The organism is Mycolicibacterium diernhoferi (genome assembly GCF_019456655.1).
Taxonomy (GTDB): Bacteria; Actinomycetota; Actinomycetes; order Mycobacteriales; family Mycobacteriaceae; genus Mycobacterium; species Mycobacterium diernhoferi.
This window is the reverse complement of the sequence record NZ_CP080332.1, coordinates 5,362,234-5,378,812: the sequence shown is the minus strand read 5'-3', so window position 1 is coordinate 5,378,812 and position 16,579 is coordinate 5,362,234. Positions and strand designations below refer to the sequence as shown.

15 protein-coding genes are annotated in these 16,579 nt (G+C 65.3%); 7 read left to right on the top strand and 8 right to left on the bottom strand.

Annotation, left to right across the window (positions count from 1 at the left end; all coding sequences use genetic code 11):
- Nucleotides 1–82: 82 nt before the first annotated feature.
- Together K0O62_RS25535 and K0O62_RS25530 are read right to left on the bottom strand one after the other, a co-directional pair.
- Nucleotides 83–1,204 carry a glycosyltransferase gene (locus tag K0O62_RS25535; protein WP_073856732.1) on the bottom strand — a complete coding sequence of 374 codons (1,122 nt, stop codon included), beginning with the start codon at nt 1,202–1,204 and terminating at the stop codon, nt 83–85.
- 4 nt (nt 1,205–1,208) lie between these two features.
- A complete protein-coding gene (locus K0O62_RS25530) occupies nt 1,209–1,757 on the bottom strand; it encodes a DapH/DapD/GlmU-related protein (protein WP_097933467.1) in 549 nt (182 codons plus the stop codon).
- Between the two features lie 120 nt (nt 1,758–1,877).
- Here K0O62_RS25530 and K0O62_RS25525 point away from each other — a divergent pair, with 120 nt between their 5' ends.
- From K0O62_RS25525 to K0O62_RS25515, 3 genes are read left to right on the top strand one after another with little or no spacing between them, the layout of a single operon-like run.
- On the top strand, nt 1,878–3,143 hold the full coding sequence (locus K0O62_RS25525) for a hypothetical protein (RefSeq protein ID WP_234800115.1): 1,266 nt from the start codon (nt 1,878–1,880) through the stop codon (nt 3,141–3,143).
- Nucleotides 3,140–4,057 carry a glycosyltransferase family 2 protein gene (locus K0O62_RS25520; RefSeq protein WP_073856730.1) on the top strand — a complete coding sequence of 306 codons (918 nt, stop codon included), beginning with the start codon at nt 3,140–3,142 and terminating at the stop codon, nt 4,055–4,057. The genes K0O62_RS25525 and K0O62_RS25520 overlap by 4 nt, the downstream gene beginning before the upstream one ends.
- The gene (locus tag K0O62_RS25515; protein WP_073856927.1) at nt 4,054–5,373 is read left to right on the top strand and encodes a lipopolysaccharide biosynthesis protein; all 1,320 of its coding nucleotides are present in this window, start codon (nt 4,054–4,056) and stop codon (nt 5,371–5,373) included. Before K0O62_RS25520 ends, K0O62_RS25515 begins: the two co-directional genes overlap by 4 nt.
- On the opposite strand, the gene K0O62_RS25510 is transcribed toward K0O62_RS25515, so the two are convergent.
- The 3 genes from K0O62_RS25510 to K0O62_RS25500 are packed head-to-tail and all read right to left on the bottom strand — an operon-like array spanning nt 5,339 to nt 8,192.
- Nucleotides 5,339–5,950, bottom strand: coding sequence for an LbetaH domain-containing protein (locus K0O62_RS25510; protein ID WP_073856729.1), 612 nt, complete (start codon nt 5,948–5,950; stop codon nt 5,339–5,341). The genes K0O62_RS25515 and K0O62_RS25510 overlap by 35 nt on opposite strands.
- Before the next feature lie 34 nt (nt 5,951–5,984).
- Nucleotides 5,985–6,563, bottom strand: coding sequence for a YdcF family protein (locus K0O62_RS25505; RefSeq protein WP_097933465.1), 579 nt, complete (start codon nt 6,561–6,563; stop codon nt 5,985–5,987).
- 33 nt (nt 6,564–6,596) lie between these two features.
- The gene (locus tag K0O62_RS25500) at nt 6,597–8,192 is read right to left on the bottom strand and encodes a GMC oxidoreductase (protein ID WP_073856728.1); all 1,596 of its coding nucleotides are present in this window, start codon (nt 8,190–8,192) and stop codon (nt 6,597–6,599) included.
- A 254-nt stretch (nt 8,193–8,446) separates the two neighbouring features.
- On the opposite strand from K0O62_RS25500, the gene K0O62_RS25495 reads away from it, so the two are divergent.
- Nucleotides 8,447–11,065 (top strand): AMP-binding protein, encoded by a 2,619-nt coding sequence (locus tag K0O62_RS25495; RefSeq protein WP_073856727.1) that lies wholly within the window; start codon nt 8,447–8,449, stop codon nt 11,063–11,065.
- Here the strand turns inward: K0O62_RS25495 and K0O62_RS25490 are convergent.
- Nucleotides 11,015–11,875 (bottom strand): enoyl-CoA hydratase ChsH3, encoded by an 861-nt coding sequence (locus tag K0O62_RS25490; protein WP_073856726.1) that lies wholly within the window; start codon nt 11,873–11,875, stop codon nt 11,015–11,017. The genes K0O62_RS25495 and K0O62_RS25490 overlap by 51 nt on opposite strands.
- 1 nt (nt 11,876) lies before the next feature.
- The gene (gene kstD, locus K0O62_RS25485) at nt 11,877–13,559 is read right to left on the bottom strand and encodes a 3-oxosteroid 1-dehydrogenase (RefSeq protein WP_073856926.1); all 1,683 of its coding nucleotides are present in this window, start codon (nt 13,557–13,559) and stop codon (nt 11,877–11,879) included.
- Between the two features lie 95 nt (nt 13,560–13,654).
- On the opposite strand from kstD, the gene K0O62_RS25480 reads away from it, so the two are divergent.
- The 3 genes from K0O62_RS25480 to dmpG are packed head-to-tail and all read left to right on the top strand — an operon-like array spanning nt 13,655 to nt 16,458.
- A complete protein-coding gene (locus tag K0O62_RS25480; protein ID WP_073856725.1) occupies nt 13,655–14,440 on the top strand; it encodes a 2-keto-4-pentenoate hydratase in 786 nt (261 codons plus the stop codon).
- A gap of 24 nt (nt 14,441–14,464) precedes the next feature.
- Nucleotides 14,465–15,385 (top strand): acetaldehyde dehydrogenase (acetylating), encoded by a 921-nt coding sequence (locus K0O62_RS25475; protein ID WP_073856724.1) that lies wholly within the window; start codon nt 14,465–14,467, stop codon nt 15,383–15,385.
- Nucleotides 15,382–16,458: a 4-hydroxy-2-oxovalerate aldolase gene (gene dmpG / locus K0O62_RS25470; protein ID WP_073856723.1), complete on the top strand. Its 1,077-nt coding sequence runs from the start codon at nt 15,382–15,384 to the stop codon at nt 16,456–16,458. Before K0O62_RS25475 ends, dmpG begins: the two co-directional genes overlap by 4 nt.
- Here dmpG and K0O62_RS29055 read toward each other — a convergent pair.
- Nucleotides 16,406–16,564: a DUF6632 domain-containing protein gene (locus K0O62_RS29055; RefSeq protein WP_372512854.1), complete on the bottom strand. Its 159-nt coding sequence runs from the start codon at nt 16,562–16,564 to the stop codon at nt 16,406–16,408. The two genes, dmpG and K0O62_RS29055, sit on opposite strands and share 53 nt — an antisense overlap.
- Nucleotides 16,565–16,579 lie beyond the last annotated feature (15 nt).

Sequence of the window (16,579 nt, the reverse complement as noted above, 5' to 3'; positions counted from 1 at the left end):
ACCGCCGTCGCGAGCACCAACTGGCCGACGAGCGCGAGTCCGACCGCCCACCGGACTCGTCGCTGATCGATCTTCCCCCAGCTCATCGGCCACCCACGAGGGCGTCCGTGTACGTGTTCTCCAGGCGGTCAGCGACCCGGCGCATGCCGAAGTGTTCATGCACCGTTGCCCGGCCGCGTTCACCCATGGACCGCGCACGTGCCCGGTTGCCGAGTAACAAGCCGACCGCGGCGACCAGGGCGGGCACGGTGTGGTCGGTGACGACGCCGCTGCGGGATTGTTCGATGATCGGCGCGAGCCCACAGTCGCCGGTCACCACGACGGGAACCCCGACGGACATCGCTTCCAGGACCGACATCGGAAATGGCTCCCGAACCGACGGAAGGACGTAGACCTCTGCGTCGGCCAGCCGGGCCGGGATCGCATCGGGACTCAGGGCGCCTTCCCAGGTGATCCGGGGGTCCCCGTCGAGCGCAGCCCGCAGCGCCGGCCCTTCCCCCTCGTCAGGTCCCACCAACGTGAAGCGGGCGTCGATCCCCAGTCTCAGCAGTTCCTTCGCCATCTCGACAAACACGACCGGTCGTTTCCTCGCGTGCATTCGAGCCGCGAACAAGACCTCCGGTTGCCCGAAAGGCGGCGCGCCGGTGGCCGCAGGGTAATCCGGTACTCCGTTGCCCAGCTCCACGAGCCGAAGATCAGCGCCGGCGACGGCGATGAGCTGTTGCCGTTCCTTGTGATCGAGGAAGAACACGGCCCGCGCATCCCCGAGGATCCCGCGAGTCCACCCGCGGTCCAGCGGAGCAGCGAGGGGATGGGCCGTGGGCACCACCATGCCATGGGTCTGCAACACGTACGGGATGCCGCGGCGGCGGGCAGCCGCCGCGACCGGCATGACAACGAGGTCGCGGGCGAAGTGAATGTGCGCGGCGTCGAATCGGAACCAGTTGTCACGCAACCACTTCGTCAGCCCCGGCGCACAGAGCCACGCGAAGCCGGACCGGCGGAGGACCGCTTTCGCCTCGAACAAGTTGGCCGGTATCCCGTTCAGTTCGGTCGGCAGGTCCCGGTAGCCGCGGGCGGCACCGATGATCGTCACGTCGTGGCCGCGGCCGGCCAACTCCGAACTCTGGTTCAGCGCCACCCGGGCGGGCCCGCCGTACAGCCCGTCCGGGCTGAACAACGTCACCACCTGCAGGATGCGCATGGCCTCACATCCGGCTGACGACCGGTAACGCAGCCTGGACCAGGGAGTCCGGTGGTATGTCGCGGTGGACCAACGACGTCGCGCCGACAACCGAGTTCGCTCCTATGCGGACACCGCGCAGCACCGTGCTACGCGCACATACCCACACGCCGTCTTCGATCGTGATCGGAGCGTTGTCGAACTCGAAGGTCGGAGACGTGCGGTCGTGGCTCCCCGTGCACAGGAACACGTGCTGGGAGATGCATACATCGGATCCGATCACGATCTGGTCGAGGTTGAGGAGCTCACTGCCCGTACCGATCCAGGAATTGTTTCCGATCGAGAGTTTCCATGGCCACTGAACCGTCACGCGGTGCCTGATCAACACGTTGTCACCGATCTGCGCACCGAACCAGCGCAGCATGGCGCACCGTAGCCGGTTCGGACACCAGACCTGCGTGAAGACGAGGGTGGACATGGCCACCCAGAGAATCTGCGCACCGAGTCCACGGCCCTTGTCGTAGGACCGACCCCGCCGTGCAGCCAGCGACCGGTCCGGCTGAGTGATCGACACATTGCCTCCCCCAGCAAAGAATCTGACGATAATCATCGTAACGGGACTACGACTTCACCACATGAAACCGGGTAAACAGCTATCGTTCTTTTGCGCGCATCGGTCAATTGGGGGTGTGTGTTGACAGCAACCGAGCTCGCACCCTGCTCGCTGCAGGAACGAAGCCGAGGACGTGCCGTAACGCCCGGCCTCATCCTGGTCTTTGCGGTCGCGGCAACCTCGGCGATCCAGGGTGCCAACGTCACCGTGACGGCACTATCGCTGATCTGTCTGCTCATCGCACCGGCCTGGCTGCTCATGTCGCACCGGGGAGTCGACCTGCTACCACTGCTGCTGGCAGCCTTGGGGTCGATCTCGTTCCTCGCCTCCTGTCTGGTGAACGATGTGAGTGTGCTGTGGCCTAATGCGTTGGCTCCGGCGGCTTTCGGGTTGTATTTCATCGGGCTCACGGTCCTCACCGGACGCGCGGTCGACTCGATTGCGGCTGCGTTGGCGGGACTCGCCGTTGGCGCGATCGTGTTCTTTGCAACCGAAGGCATCGAGCTGACCCACACCGGGCGATTCGCGGACGTGTGGAAGTACGGGATCGCCTCTGCCGTGACGATCCTCATCGTGTTCGGATTGACGACCCTGCGGGCGCCCGTCCTGGCACTGTCTGTCGCGTTGGCGGCACTGGGACTGGCGAGCCTCGGGCTGAACTACCGAGCCCATGCGCTCGTCTGTTTTCTTTCCGCGGGAACATTGGTGATCAATCACTTTCTCGGGACTCGGCTTCGCCGCGGTTGGCAGTTCACCGGTCTGATCATGATCGGTGTGGCGTTCGCCTATGCGATGCCGATGGTCGCGCGCACCGGGATGTTCGGCGCTGCGCTTCAGGCCAAGACCCTCGAGCAGGAGACGTTCGACGTGCCGCTGCTCCTGGCGGGCCGCACCGAGCCACCGATGAGCATCACCGCCATCCTGGAGCGCCCACTTCTGGGCTGGGGCAGCGCGATGAACCTGCCGCCGGATGTGTACACGCAGGCTCAGCATCTCGCGACGCGGTTCGGATTCAGTCCGACATTCCCGTTCGACGTTTACTGGGAATTGCCACCCTCGAACTACTCGGCGATGCATTCGATCTTGTTGGGGTCGTGGGCCGAAGGCGGGGTGTTGGCAGTGCTCCTGCCTGCTGCGCTGGTGGTGGCCTGCCTTGGGCTGGTATGGAACTTCACCCGGCTCGGGAGGTGGGCGCCGCTGGGGATCACGGTGGCTCTGCAGGGGATCTGGGACCTCCTGTACGGGCCCTGGCTGTACAACATGATCCCGACATTCGCCTGCATCGCTTTGTTTTTCGCTGCCACCCACTTCCGTGGGCCGCCGGTGCGATCATCGGCGAAGCAATGAAACCTACTGTCAGCGTGGTGATCGCCACCATCGGCCGTCCTTCGCTCACCGGTGCAATTCGATCGACACTGGCCCAGACCTACCCGGTCGACGAGATCCTTGTCGTCGCGGACGAGACTGCGGAAGCCGATGTTCGGGTGTCCGTTCCGGACGACGACCGCATCCGTGTGCTCACCACCCCGGCCGGTGGCGGGCCGGCCAGAAGCCGGCAACTGGGCATCGATGCAGCGAGCGGGACGGTCATCGCGCTGCTCGACGACGATGACGCGTGGCAACCGACCAAACTGGCCCGCCAACTCGCCGCCGTCGAGGCATTCGACGGTGACGATTGGATCGTGTCGTCGCGAATGGTGGTGCGGGGTCCGGGCGCTCGGGAGCGGTTGTGGCCGCGGCGGCTCATCGAGCCGGGGGAGCTGGTGGCGGAGTACCTGTTTCGCTTCGAGCGCCTTGGGTTCGGCAACGCCAACCTGCAGACTTCCACGTTGTGCTTTCCGACCGTATTGGGACGTTCGGTGCCATGGGGCGGAGCCTACGATCAACCACACGATGAGCCGAGCTGGTTGATCAGGGCTCAGCGCACCAATCCGGATCTGCACGTCGTTCACCTGCCCGAGGCCTTGAGCATCTACAACGTGAACGGCAGTTCGGTGTCTCGGGACACATCGGACCGTACGGCAACCTATATACGCTGGGGACTGCACTATCTGGGTCCGGAGTCGCCACGTGTCCTCGGTGACTATCTGTGCACCAGTCCGGTGAGCGCCGCGGTCTCGGCCGGGTCGTTGGGCGGTGTGATGCGCGCGGTGAGGTCGGCAGTCCGACATGGTCGCCCCGGCGTCTTCGCGCTTGCCTATGCGGCACTCAACGCGGGCAGGATCGTCCTGCGCCTCCTGTGGCCGACTGCTCGGCGATGACGACGGACCAGGGGCATCTCGCACCCGAGGAGCGCCGCGCGCTGCTACTCGGTCCGCTCTACCGCATCCTCGGCACACCGATTGTCGCGATGCTCGGCCTGCTGAACACGGCGATCATCGTTCGAGAGACCGGTGAAGCTGTATTCGGTCTGGTCTCGCTCGTCGCCACCGTCGCGTTGTTGTTTCCATTTGCGGATCTGGGCATCGGTGCCACCGCGATCAATGCCGCCGCGATGCTCGGCGGAGAGCAGCGTGACGAGGCTGTCGACATCATTCGGCGGGCTTACCGTGTCCTGTTCGTGGTTGCGGGTGCGCTGATCTTCGTCGCATTGGCCGTCATGGCGCTCGACGCCTGGAGCGGCGTCGTCGGCTTCGCCAGCGGTCCCGAAGACCGCTGGGCGATCACTGTGGCGATGTGCATATTCGCGCTCACCATCCCGGCCGGACTCGGGCCTCGGATCCTGGTGGGGATAGACCGAAATCCCTTGGCCACCCTGGTGTTGATGAGCTGTCCGGCATTCGGGTTGGGGCTCACGCTCGGGCTCCGTGCCATCGGGGCGAGCGGGATCTGGTTCGCGGTATCGGCGCTGGGCGGCTTGCTCATCGGCCAATCGGTCGGCACCGTGCTGGCGCTGCGCCTGTCCGGACTCGGCACAGACGTGTTCTCGCCGGTGTCACCCTCGCGAACGGGCAGCCGATTGTTGGCCGGAAGTATGTGGCTGTTCCTGGTCGGGGTGGGAATCCCGATCGGGTCACAGGGCGGACGGATCCTTGTGGCGCACCTGTCGACGCCCGAGGAGCTGTCACGCTACGCGTTGATGGCGCAGATCTATGCCGTCGGCTGGCAGGTGCTGTCGGCAGCAGCACTCGCGTACTGGCCGATCTTCGTCAAGCGCCGGGGCGTCGCGGACGTGACGATTCGGATGTGGTGGCGCCTCACCTTCGTACTTGCACTTGTGGGATTGTTCGCGATGGTATGCCTGGGGTTGCTCGGTCCGTGGGCCGCCTCGGTGCTGTCGGGCGGGACGATCCAAGTGTCGGCCTGGCTTGCACTCGCATTCGGTGCGGTCCTGGTCGGTCAAGCCCTGCATCTACCGGCATCGGTTCTTCTGACCAGGTCGAATGAGGCCCGCTGGCAGGCCTTTTGGACGGTGGCCATGGCGGTCATCGCCATTGGGCTGGGCTGCCTGGCGGTAGTCCGGTTCGGTGCGGCGGGTGTCGTGTTCATGGCCGCCCTGGCCATCCTCGCCGCTCAGGTCGTCCCGGACCTGCTCTGGGTGCCTAGGCTTGTGCGTCGCCGTTCTCCTGTCGGCTGAGGATCGTCGCCGCCGGCGCCACGACGGTGACGCCGGCGGGGACGTCGTGGATCACCGTCGCGTTGACCCCGACGGTCGCGCCCTCGTGCAGGGTTATCGGACCTACCACCACCGCGCCGGCCCCGACACGGACGCGGTCCTGCAGGGTGGGCCTGCCGTGCGCGTTGTGCCCGATGGTGACCTGCTGGTTCACCCAGCAGTGGGAACCGATGGACTCTGCGGCAATGATCGTCCCGACCCCATGCTGGATGAAGAAGGCGGGGCCGATGCTGCCGACATCCAGTGTCAACGTGGGCTCCGGCGGGTACAACTTGCGCAACACCAGACGCAGCGGCCACGGCAACGCCTGCAGCCGGTAATGGACGAGCGTGCGGAATTCACGTAGCGCACCACTGAGATAGGCGAATCGCGAATAGTGGTCCAGCGCAGTTAAATCAGGCTCATCGATGCACCGCATCCACCAATCGACGTCCTCGGCGACCACCTCTGCCACCTCGGACCGGGTGACACCGCACCACAAGGGGTACGCCCAGATGCGGGCGAACGCGAGCAATGCGGTCCGCCGGTCACGCGCCATGGTCCGATCCTAGATCGGAAGCGCCGCGGGAAACTCAACATCCGGGCTGCAATATCGCGCGCGCATAACCGGCGGACTGGTAGGCGTAGTGGAACATCCACTCGAAAAATGACATCCGAACCGGCAGGGCGACCATCACCAGTTCGCCGTCGAAGCACTGTTCGAGGATGAACCGGGCCCGCGAGATGTGCGGGCGGATGGTCACCACGATCACCGTGCGCCATCCGTATTGTGTAGCCAGCCGACGCAGTTCTCGCCCTTCGCCTTTCGTGGTTTCGGGATCCGGGATGAAGCACATCAGATTGAACTCGGGGTGCCGGGCGGCGCAGTAGTCTGTCAGATACGGGTCATCCGCGCCGTTTGGGTTCGACACGACGACGTTGGGTGCCCACCCGTCGGCGCCCAGCCCGAACCCGAACGAGTAACGGCGGTAGTCCGGACCGCCGAGGATCACAATCGCGTCAGCGGTGCGCGGATGGTCGGCCTGGGGGCGCACATAGACCGGCAGTCCGGCGATCGCAGCGGCCAGGAGGACGAGGCACACCGAGAGCGCCCCGATTCGCAGGCGGCGCCGGCGGCGCGCCGCGTCCACGCCCCTGGCGGTCTCGGGCATGGCGCGACTGTACCCGCACTCGACGTGGCCCGGTCAGCACTTCAGGTAATCGCCGGCGACGAAACGGCATGCGCGTACCGTCAAAGCCATCATCGTGAGGGTGTGGTTCTGGAACCCCGATGAAACGAAGCAAGCGCCATCGGTCACGAATACGTTCTCGGCGTCCCAGACCTGGCAGTGGGAGTTGAGTACCGAGTCCTCCGGACTGCCGCCCATCCTCGCGCCTCCGCTCTCGTGGACGGCAGCTCCTGGCCAGTAGGCGCCGTAGCCGGTGAAGAATCGGGACCGGAACAACCGCAACGCGACGTTGCGGCGTCCGAGATCATGGTTGTCCTCGACCGGAAGTCCACCGGCCGTGGCGATCTCGCGAACCATCGACTTCATGTGCGCAACCATCCTGACCTCGTCAGGTGAATGGCTGCACTCGATCCTCGCTGCGGGAACGCCCCATGCGTCCGTGACCGCGGGATCCAGTGATACACGGTTGTCGAACCGCGGTTGCATCTCCCCGAGGGCATACATGCTCCAGGTCGGCTTGCCGCGGCCGATGCCCACCTGGATGCCATAGCCGCCAGGAAAGCTGTTCGGCTCGTCATCGCGGCAACTGGGGATGTAGAGGCCGGTCGCGGCGAAATCGAACCCGTCCTCGGCGGGATTGGGCTCGGCCTCGTGTGCCGATATGGCGCCGCTCTGCGCGTAGGCGACATGGTCACAGAGGTACCGGCCTAGATGGCCTGACGAGTTGCCCACCCCGCCGGGATGTCTTGCGGTTCTTGAATTCAGAAGAATTCTCACGCTTTCTATCGCCGACGCGCAGAGCACGACGATCCGACCATGAACCGCTTGAGCCGCGCCGGTGATGCGATCGACGTAGTCGACACCAACCGCTTTTCCCGTCCGTTCATCGACCAGTAGGCGACGCACGACGGCATCGGTACGGATCTCGACATTGCCGGTGCCCACGGCCAGACGGAGGGGCAGGGGAATTCGCTCCCGGTCGTACCTGACATTTCTGCCATAGGTCATGCGCATGCCCGGAATTCGTTGCTCGACGTTGGTTTTGAATTTCTCTTCGGCCTGCGTCGTTCTTGCGGGTCCGATGAATTGCCCGTCCGGGCAGGAAGGAATGCCCGAAGGGCTTCCGTGCACGCCGAGCGTTCGTTCGACGATGTCGTAGTACGGTGCCACGTCTTGGTACGAGATGGGCCAATCGATGCCCTGACCGCGCAGGCTCGCGGATTTGAATTCATGGTCGGACATCCGTGGAACGTGGCGTGACCAGGTGTGCAGACGGCCGCCGAGTTGGCGTCCGCGGTACCAGAGAAACCGCTTTCCGCGCGGCGTCGTGTACGGATTTTCTCTGTCGCTGACGTAGAAATTTTTGGTGTTCTCGAAGAATGCCGCACATTGAGCTTGGACCGCCTGACCTTGAAGGGCCGCTTTCGCGCGGCTCGCCAAACCGATTGCGCCGGGCGGCGCGCCGATGGGGAAGTCCTTCTCGGGATCCAAACCCCGGCCGGCCTCCAACAGAACCACTTTGAGGCCGCATTCGGTCAACTCTTTGACAGCCCACGAACCTGCGGCGCCCGAGCCTACGACGATCGCGTCATACGTTTCGTTACTGCTCATGTGTGGATCTCGTTCGCGTAGGGAGCGGCGGATTTCTCGCACGCACCCTTTGCCGCTGCCGGGGCGCTCATCACAGAGATGCTGCCAACGCTCGAAACGCTTGCTGGAAGCGGACTCTACATGATCGTCGGCGGCGTCTGGAGCAACTTATTCATGCCTGCGAGAAGTTCGCTGACTCTCGAGCGGGCAGCGCCCGGTGTTGACACAATATTTGCTGTGTGTGGCGCGGCTGACGCGGGTGGGACGGACTCGCGATGACGATCTGGACTTCCGGTGCTCGTCTGGGCCTGGGATTCCTCGACGGGTGGGACGAGTATGCCGACCACCCGGCACTGATCACGGACCGTCACACCATCACGTATGCCGAACTCGGGGAACGGGTCGAGGCGGCGGCGGGGCTGTCCGCCGGTGCCCGGTGCCTGGTGTTGATTGAATTGAAAAACACTGTGGCAGCGATTGTGAGCTATCTGGCGGCGTTGCGAGCGGGGCACGTCGTACTGGTGGCATCCGACGCGGACGCCCGCGACGCACTGGTGGCGGCATACGACCCTGATGTGGTGGTCGGCGCCGATGGCGAGGACGAATGGCGGGTGGATCGGCGCCGAACGGTCCCGCGACATGATCTGCATCCCGATCTGGCGCTGCTGCTCTCCACCTCCGGGTCGACCGGTTCACCGAAGTTGGTGCGGCTCAGTTACGAAAACCTGGACAGCAACGCAAAAGCGATCGCGCAGTACCTGGGGATCGACGGCACGGACCGCGCAATCACGGTGTTGCCGCTGTCGTACTGTTACGGGCTGTCGGTGCTGCACAGTCATCTGGCGCGTGGCGCCGCGGTCGTCGTGACCGGGTTGTCGGTGGTGGATCCTGATTTGTGGGACCTGGCACGCACGAGTGAGGCGACCTCATTCGCGGGTGTCCCGTACACATTCGACCTGTTGGACCGTATCGGTTTCGCTGATCTTGAACTGCCCGGTCTGCGTTACGTCACCCAGGCGGGTGGGAAGATGGGCGCCGACCGGGTCCGGCGGTTCGCCGAACTCGGGCGCCGGCGGGGCTGGGATCTCGTCGTCATGTACGGGCAGACCGAGGCCACTGCGCGGATGGCGTACCTTCCTCCGGACCGAGTTCTCGACGCGCCGGAAGCGATCGGGCAGCCGATACCGGGCGGGAAGTTCACCATCGACGGGGACTCCGAACTCATCTATCACGGACCGAACGTCATGCTCGGCTACGCCCAGACGGTAGACGACCTCGCTGCCGGCCGCGACGTCGATTGTCTGCACACCGGTGATCTGGCCCGTCGCCGCGAGGACGGGCTGTACGAGATAGTCGGACGGCGGAGCCGGTTCCTGAAGCTTTTCGGCTTGCGTGTCGACCTCGATCAGCTGGAGCAAAGCCTGCTTGCCGAGGGTATCGAGGCGCTGTGCATCGGGGACGACGCCAGATTGGTCGTCGCGGTCGCACGAAGCAGGCTCGACCCCGCCTCGGTGATCTGCGCGAAATTGGGTCTGCCTGCCGCGGCCGTGGGCACTGTCGTGCTCGACGAGCTTCCCCGAAATGCCAACGGCAAACCCGATTACGCCGCCGTGGCGCGGTTGGCGGAATCCCGGCTCGCGAACACCGGGCCCGCCGCGGAGAAGAGCGATGTCCGTGGTCTCTACCGGGAGATTCTCGGGGCTGACGAGGTGATGGACAGCGACACCTTCGTCAGCCTCGGGGGTGACTCGCTGTCGTTCGTCGAAACCTCACGGCGACTCGAGAACCTGCTCGAAACGCTACCGACGGACTGGTATCTGATGACCGTCGCCGAGCTCGAACGTACGGCGCGTGGCCGGCCGCGTGGACTCCTTGCGTGGCAGGAGCTCAGTACCGTCCTGCGTGCGGTGGCAATCGTCCTGGTGTGTGCCAATCACGTTGGTCTGAGCCATCTGTTCGGCGGTGCGCATGTCCTGCTCGCGGCCGCCGGGTACAGCTTCGCCCGGTTTCAACTCAACGCGGTCGCGGCGGGCGGGCGAATCCGCCCATTGGTCCGGTCGATCGCGCGGATCACGGTGCCGTCGGTACTCGTGATCGCCACCGGCTACGTGATCACCCGTCAGTACCAGGTCTGGAACATCCTGCTCATCGAGCACTTCTTCGCCCCGGACGGTCCGGAGCTCGGCCCTGACGGCTGGGACCCGGTGTGGAACTACTGGTTCATCGAGGTTCTGGTTCTCGCGCTGGTCTTGTCGGCGGTCCTGTTGTCGATCCCGGCAGCCCGTAGGCTCGAACGAGCCTGGCCGTTCGGATTCGCCGTCGGACTCCTCGGAATCTGTCTGTTCCTGCGGTTCGAGCCCATCGCCGGCGACGGCCCGATGGAGTTGTACCGCCCGGTGGCGACGGGGTGGCTGTTCGCGCTCGGCTGGGCAGCGGCGCGGACGACCCGGTACAGGCATCGGCTGCTGTTGACGGCCGCCGCCGTCGGCGGTGCCATGCTCCCGGGATTCTCCGACGGTGACAATGGGCGAAAACTGGTCGTAGCCTGCGGGCTGCTGCTGCTGATCTGGGTCACCCGACTGCCGGTTCCCTTCGGACTGCGACGCGTCACCGCCGTCCTGGCCAGTGCGTCCCTCTTGATCTACCTGACTCAGCCACTGACCCTTTTCCTGCTGGACCGGGTACAGTCGCCGCTCGTCGATCAGCCCTCTGTTGCGGCGTCCGGAGCGGGGCACCCGGGCGTGCTGCAGGATCTGCGACTGGTCGTCGCGACGGTCATCGCCCTGGCGGTCGGCGTAGTGGCGTGGAAGGCGTACGAATTCGTGCTTCGACACCTCATGCGTTTACGCCGGTATCAGCTCCACGCCCGACAGCACGACGGTGTTGTCCCGTGACGGCGCGGTCAGCACGCCGATGTACTTCCCGTCCTGCTTCCAGATGTTGGCCTGCAGCGTCTCGCCGGGGATGACGGTGCCGGCGAACCGGGCGCCATAGGTCCCGACCTGCAGGGCGTCCCCGTCGAGGAAGTGGTCGACGATGGCCTTGCAGCCGATGCCGTAGGTGCACAGACCGTGCAGGATGGGCCGGTCGAAACCCGCGGCCTTGGCGAACGCGGGGTCCGAGTGCAGCGGATTACGGTCGCCACACAACCGGTAGAGCAGCGCCTGTTGCGGCAGCGTCGGCAGCGCGATCTCGGCGTCCGGCGCGCGGTCGGGCAGCTCGACCGAGGTGGACGGTCCGCGTTCACCGCCGAAACCGCCCTCGCCGCGGGCGAAGATGGAGCGCTTGGTCGTCCACAGCACGGTGCCGGACTCGTCGGTCACCGTCGTCTCGCTGACGATGACTGCGGCCTTGCCCTTGTCCCAGATCTCGGTGAACCGTTGCTTGGACCAGCCTTTCCCGCTGGGCGGGATGGGGCCGGGAACGGTGACACCCTCACTGGCGTGCAGCACCTTGGACAGCTCGATGTCGATGCCGGGGAACTGCACGGTCGGTGCCTCGGTCATGTGGAAACTGGCCGCGACATTGCCGAAGGTCGGCAGCACCTGCGGGGTGTTATCGGTCAGGTACCGCAGCTCGCGCTCGTCCATCGGGTCCGCGCCGGCCCCGAGGCCGAGGTGGTACAGCTGAATATCGCTGCTGGACCAGGAGAACTCGATGGGGTCGAGATCTGCTGCGAGTGCCAAGGCGGCGTCGATGGGCACGTCAAGCCTTTCCTGCCAGATGGAGCGCGGCCAAGTATCCGAATGTCATGGCGGGGCCGATGGTCCCGCCCGGGCCGGGATAGGTATGACCCATCACCGGGGAGCTGACGTTACCTGCGGCGTAGAGCCCTTCGATCACGGAGTCGTCGTCGCGGAGCGCGCGGCCGTGGATATCGGTGCGGACGCCACCCTTGGTGCCGAGATCGCCGGGCACCATCTTGGCCGCGTAGAACGGGCCGTGCTTGATCTCGCCCAGGTTCGGGTTGGGTTTGTTGGTCGGGTCGCCGTAGTAACGGTCGTAGGCGCTGTCGCCGCGGTGGAAGTCCTCGTCGACACCGGAACGGGCGAAGCCGTTGAACCGGTCGACGGTCGCCTTGAGCGCATCTGCGTTCAGCCCGGTCTTCTCGGCGAGCTCGGCCAGGGTTTCGGCCTTGACGACTACGCCGGACTCCAGCCACTTCTTCGGAATGCGTTGTCCGGGCTGCAGTCCCGCGAAGATGTAGCGGTCGCGGTACTGCTGGTCGAAGATCAGCCAGGCCGGCACGTTCTCACCCGGGCCGGGCCCCTGGCCGTACTGGCCGCCGTACATGTGGTGGCAGGCCTCCACATAGGGCATCGACTCGTTCATGAAGCGCTTGGCGGACAGGTTGACGATGATCGATCCGGGGGAGTTGCGCTCCGACAGCGCGAACCACGGCGAATCCACCAGCGGGACGGTCGGGCCCCACCACGCATCCTCCATCAATTCCAGTGCTGCGCCCAGCTTTTCCGCGGCCAGGATGCCGTCACCGGTGTTGGCGGCCGCGCCCACGGTCCACTCGGTGGTGATCGGTGCACGCTGGTACTTCACCCGCATCTGCTCGTTGTGCTCGAACCCGCCGGAACCCAGGATGACGCCCTTGCGGGCCCGGATCAGGGTCGGTTCGGCCGATTCCGGGTCACCGGTGTTGCGCACATAGATGCCGCGGACGACACCGTCCTCCACGTACAGGTCGGTCAGCGCGGTGTTCAACAGCACCGGTACGCCCGCCTTCTGCAGTCCGATGCGCAGCGGCGCGATGAGCGCCCGGCCCATGCCGACCAGGTTCTTACCGGTGGCGTTGGCCCACACCGAACGCACGCCCACCTTGATGCTGCGCAGCACGCCCCGGGGGTGCCGCTTGAGCTGGTTGAGCCGCACGTAGTCCTGCTGCAGGACCACCATGTTCATCGGCACCTTGCCGTACGGCGGCTCCAGGCCCTTCTCGTCGGGGCCGAGTTTCTTGGCGTTGAACGGCTTGGGCTCGACCGAGCGCCCGGTGGCCTTGCCGCCCGGGGTCTCGGGGTAGTAGTCGGAGTAGTCCGGCACCCAGCACAGTTTCAGCGGGGAGTGCTTGAGCACGAAGGACAACATCTCCGGACTGCGGTCCAGGTAGGTGTCGATCTTCTCCGCGGGCACCACGTCGCCGATGATGGCGTGCAGATACCTGCGGGCCTCCTCGGCGGTGTCCTTGACCCCGTCACGCTTGAGGATCTCGTTGTTCGGGATCCATACGCCACCACCTGACCGCGCAGTGGAACCGCCATAGTGTGGAGCCTTTTCTACGACTACTGTCGAGAGGCCCTGGTGAGCAGCGGTGAGGGCGGCGACCATGCCGGCAGCGCCGCTGCCGACCACGACGACGTCGTACTCCTGTCCAGTCATGTAGAACACGTTATAGAATTGCAGTGCCTTTCGACAACAGGCCCGCAACTGTGCCGGTCGAGGCCTTAATGAGATTACGAGGGGAATTCACCAAGATGCTCAGTGTCGAGGTCCGTGACGAGCTTGCTGCCGATCTGGCGCAGGCGGAGCGTAGCCGGGTGCCGACCACCCCGCTGACGGATCGGTATCCCGACATCGACGTGGTCGATGCCTACGAGATCCAGCTGATCAACATCCGGCAGCGGGTCGCCGAGGGTGCGCGGGTGATCGGGCACAAGGTGGGTCTGTCGAGTGAGGCCATGCAGAAGATGATGGGCGTCGACGAACCCGACTACGGCCACCTGCTCGCCGACATGGAGGTCTTCGAGGACACCCCGGTGGAGGCGGGCCGGTTCCTGTACCCGCGGGTCGAGGTGGAGGTCGGGTTCGTGCTGGCCGACGATCTGCCCGGTGCCGGGTGCACCGAGGACGATGTGCTGGCTGCGACCGCCGCATTTGCACCGTCGATCGAGTTGATCGACACCCGGATCACCGACTGGAAGATCAAGTTGTGCGACACGATCGCCGACAACGCGTCCTCGGCCGGGTGGGTGCTGGGCCCGGAGCGGGTGTCCCCCAAGGACATAGACATAAAAGCCATCAACGCGGTGCTCAAGCGCAACGGTGAGGTGGTCGCCGAGGGCCGCAGTGACGCGGTACTGGGCAACCCGGTGACCTCGGTGGCGTGGCTGGCCCGCAAGGTCGACCAGTTCGGGGTGCGACTGAAGGCCGGCGACATCGTGTTGCCGGGCGCGTGCATGCGTGCGATAGATGCGCGTCCCGGTGACGATTTCGTAGCAGATTTTGACGGACTAGGTTCAGTCCGACTGAGTTTCGAGTGACACGACCGAAATTAGGGAGCCGTTATGGCCGATAAGTTATCCGTTGCCATCGTGGGGTCGGGAAATATCAGTACCGATCTGCTGTACAAGTTGCTGCGCTCGGACTGGCTGGAGCCGCGCTGGATGATCGGGATCGATCCGGAGTCCGAGGGGTTGGCGAGGGCCCGCAAGCTGGGGTTGGAGACCAGCCACGAGGGGGTGGACTGGCTGCTCAACCAGGCCGAGAAGCCCGACGTGGTGTTCGAGGCGACCAGTGCCTACGTGCACCGGGATGCCGCACCACGGTACGAGGAAGCAGGGATCGTGGCCATCGATCTGACCCCGGCGGCCGTTGGGCCGGGGGTGATTCCGCCGGCGAATCTGCGGGCGCATCTGGACGCGCCGAACGTGAACATGGTGACCTGCGGCGGGCAGGCGACCATCCCGATGGTCTATGCCGTGTCGCGTGTTGTGGACGTGCCCTACGCCGAGATCGTGGCGTCGGTGTCCTCGGCGTCGGCGGGCCCGGGTACGCGGGCCAATATCGATGAGTTCACCAAGACCACGAGCGCGGGAGTTCAGCACATCGGCGGTGCGCGCAGGGGTAAGGCGATCATCATCCTGAATCCGGCGGACCCGCCGATGATCATGCGGGACACCATTTTCTGTGCGATCCCCGAGGATGCCGATCACGCGGCGATCACCGCGTCGATCAAAGAGGTGGTGGCGCAGGTGCAGACCTATGTGCCCGGCTACCGACTGCTCAACGAGCCGCAGTTCGACGAGCCGTCGGTGGTCAACGGCGGTCAGCATGTGGTGACCACGTTCGTCGAGGTCGAAGGTGCCGGTGACTATCTGCCGCCGTACGCGGGCAACCTGGACATCATGACCGCCGCGGCGACGAAGGTCGGCGAGGAAATCGCCAAAGAGCGAGTTTCGGCAACTGCAGGAGGAGCTCAGGCATGAGCGGCACAGGTGAGATTTTCTTCAACCCCGTCTGGGACGTCCGGATGACCGACACCTCCCTGCGGGACGGGAGCCATCACAAGCGGCATCAGTTCACCAAGGACGAAGTCAGGTCCATCGTCGCGGCGCTGGACACCGCGGGAGTGCCGGTCATCGAGGTCACCCACGGTGACGGGCTGGGTGGATCGAGCTTCAACTACGGGTTCTCCAAAACCCCTGAGCAGGAACTCATCAAGCTCGCGGCCGAGACCGCGAAGGAAGCCAAGATCGCCTTCCTGATGCTGCCGGGTGTGGGCACCAAGGAGGACATCAAGGAGGCGCAGAACAACGGCGGCGAGATCTGCCGGATCGCCACCCACTGCACCGAGGCCGACGTGTCGATCCAGCACTTCGGGCTGGCCCGTGAACTCGGGTTGGAAACGGTCGGCTTCCTCATGATGAGCCACACGATCTCGCCGGAGAAGCTGGCCGCCCAGGCCCGCATCATGGCCGACGCCGGCTGCCAGTGCGTCTACGTGGTGGATTCGGCCGGTGCGCTGGTGCTCGACGCGGTCGCCGACCGGGTCGCGGCGCTGGTGGCCGAACTCGGTGACGACGCCCAGGTCGGTTTCCACGGCCACGAGAACCTCGGTCTCGGAGTGGCGAACTCGATCGAGGCGGTGCGCGCGGGCGCCAAGCAGATCGACGGGTCGTGCCGCCGGTTCGGTGCCGGTGCGGGCAACGCTCCGGTGGAGGCGCTGATCGGGGTGTTCGACAAGATCGGTGTCAAGACCGGGATCGACTTCTTCGACATCGCCGACGCCGCCGAAGAGGTGGTCGCCCCGGCGATGCCCGCCGAGTGCCTGCTGGACCGCAACGCACTGATCATGGGCTACTCCGGGGTGTACTCCAGCTTCCTCAAGCACGCCATCCGCCAGTCCGAGCGCTACGGCGTGCCCGCTCACCAGCTGCTGCACCGGGCGGGTCAGCGCAAGCTCATCGGCGGACAGGAAGACCAGCTCATCGACATCGCGCTCGAGATCAAGCGCGAGCTGGGGGCACCTCCCGCTCGCGGGGGAGAAGCCAACGCCTGAGAAGGACCTGGTTGCTGACGTCCTCGACGGTCCGCCGCAGACCGGCGGATCGGACGAGGACGGCCAGCACCAGGACGATGAGCAGCAGCGCCGGGATGTCTCCCATCAGGTGTCCCAAGCG

Excerpts from the sequence above, each read along its gene's own strand:
- K0O62_RS25535 (WP_073856732.1), bottom strand. The coding sequence starts at position 1,204 with ATGCGCATCCTGCAGGTGGTGACGTTGTTCAGCCCGGACGGGCTGTAC.
- K0O62_RS25520 (WP_073856730.1), top strand. The coding sequence starts at position 3,140 with ATGAAACCTACTGTCAGCGTGGTGATCGCCACCATCGGCCGTCCTTCG.
- K0O62_RS25515 (WP_073856927.1), top strand. The coding sequence starts at position 4,054 with ATGACGACGGACCAGGGGCATCTCGCACCCGAGGAGCGCCGCGCGCTG.
- K0O62_RS25510 (WP_073856729.1), bottom strand. The coding sequence starts at position 5,950 with ATGGCGCGTGACCGGCGGACCGCATTGCTCGCGTTCGCCCGCATCTGG.
- K0O62_RS25505 (WP_097933465.1), bottom strand. The coding sequence starts at position 6,563 with ATGCCCGAGACCGCCAGGGGCGTGGACGCGGCGCGCCGCCGGCGCCGC.
- K0O62_RS25500 (WP_073856728.1), bottom strand. The coding sequence starts at position 8,192 with ATGAGCAGTAACGAAACGTATGACGCGATCGTCGTAGGCTCGGGCGCC.
- K0O62_RS25495 (WP_073856727.1), top strand. The coding sequence starts at position 8,447 with ATGACGATCTGGACTTCCGGTGCTCGTCTGGGCCTGGGATTCCTCGAC.
- kstD (WP_073856926.1), bottom strand. The coding sequence starts at position 13,559 with ATGACTGGACAGGAGTACGACGTCGTCGTGGTCGGCAGCGGCGCTGCC.
- K0O62_RS25480 (WP_073856725.1), top strand. The coding sequence starts at position 13,655 with ATGCTCAGTGTCGAGGTCCGTGACGAGCTTGCTGCCGATCTGGCGCAG.
- K0O62_RS25475 (WP_073856724.1), top strand. The coding sequence starts at position 14,465 with ATGGCCGATAAGTTATCCGTTGCCATCGTGGGGTCGGGAAATATCAGT.
- dmpG (WP_073856723.1), top strand. The coding sequence starts at position 15,382 with ATGAGCGGCACAGGTGAGATTTTCTTCAACCCCGTCTGGGACGTCCGG.
- K0O62_RS29055 (WP_372512854.1), bottom strand. The coding sequence starts at position 16,564 with ATGGGAGACATCCCGGCGCTGCTGCTCATCGTCCTGGTGCTGGCCGTC.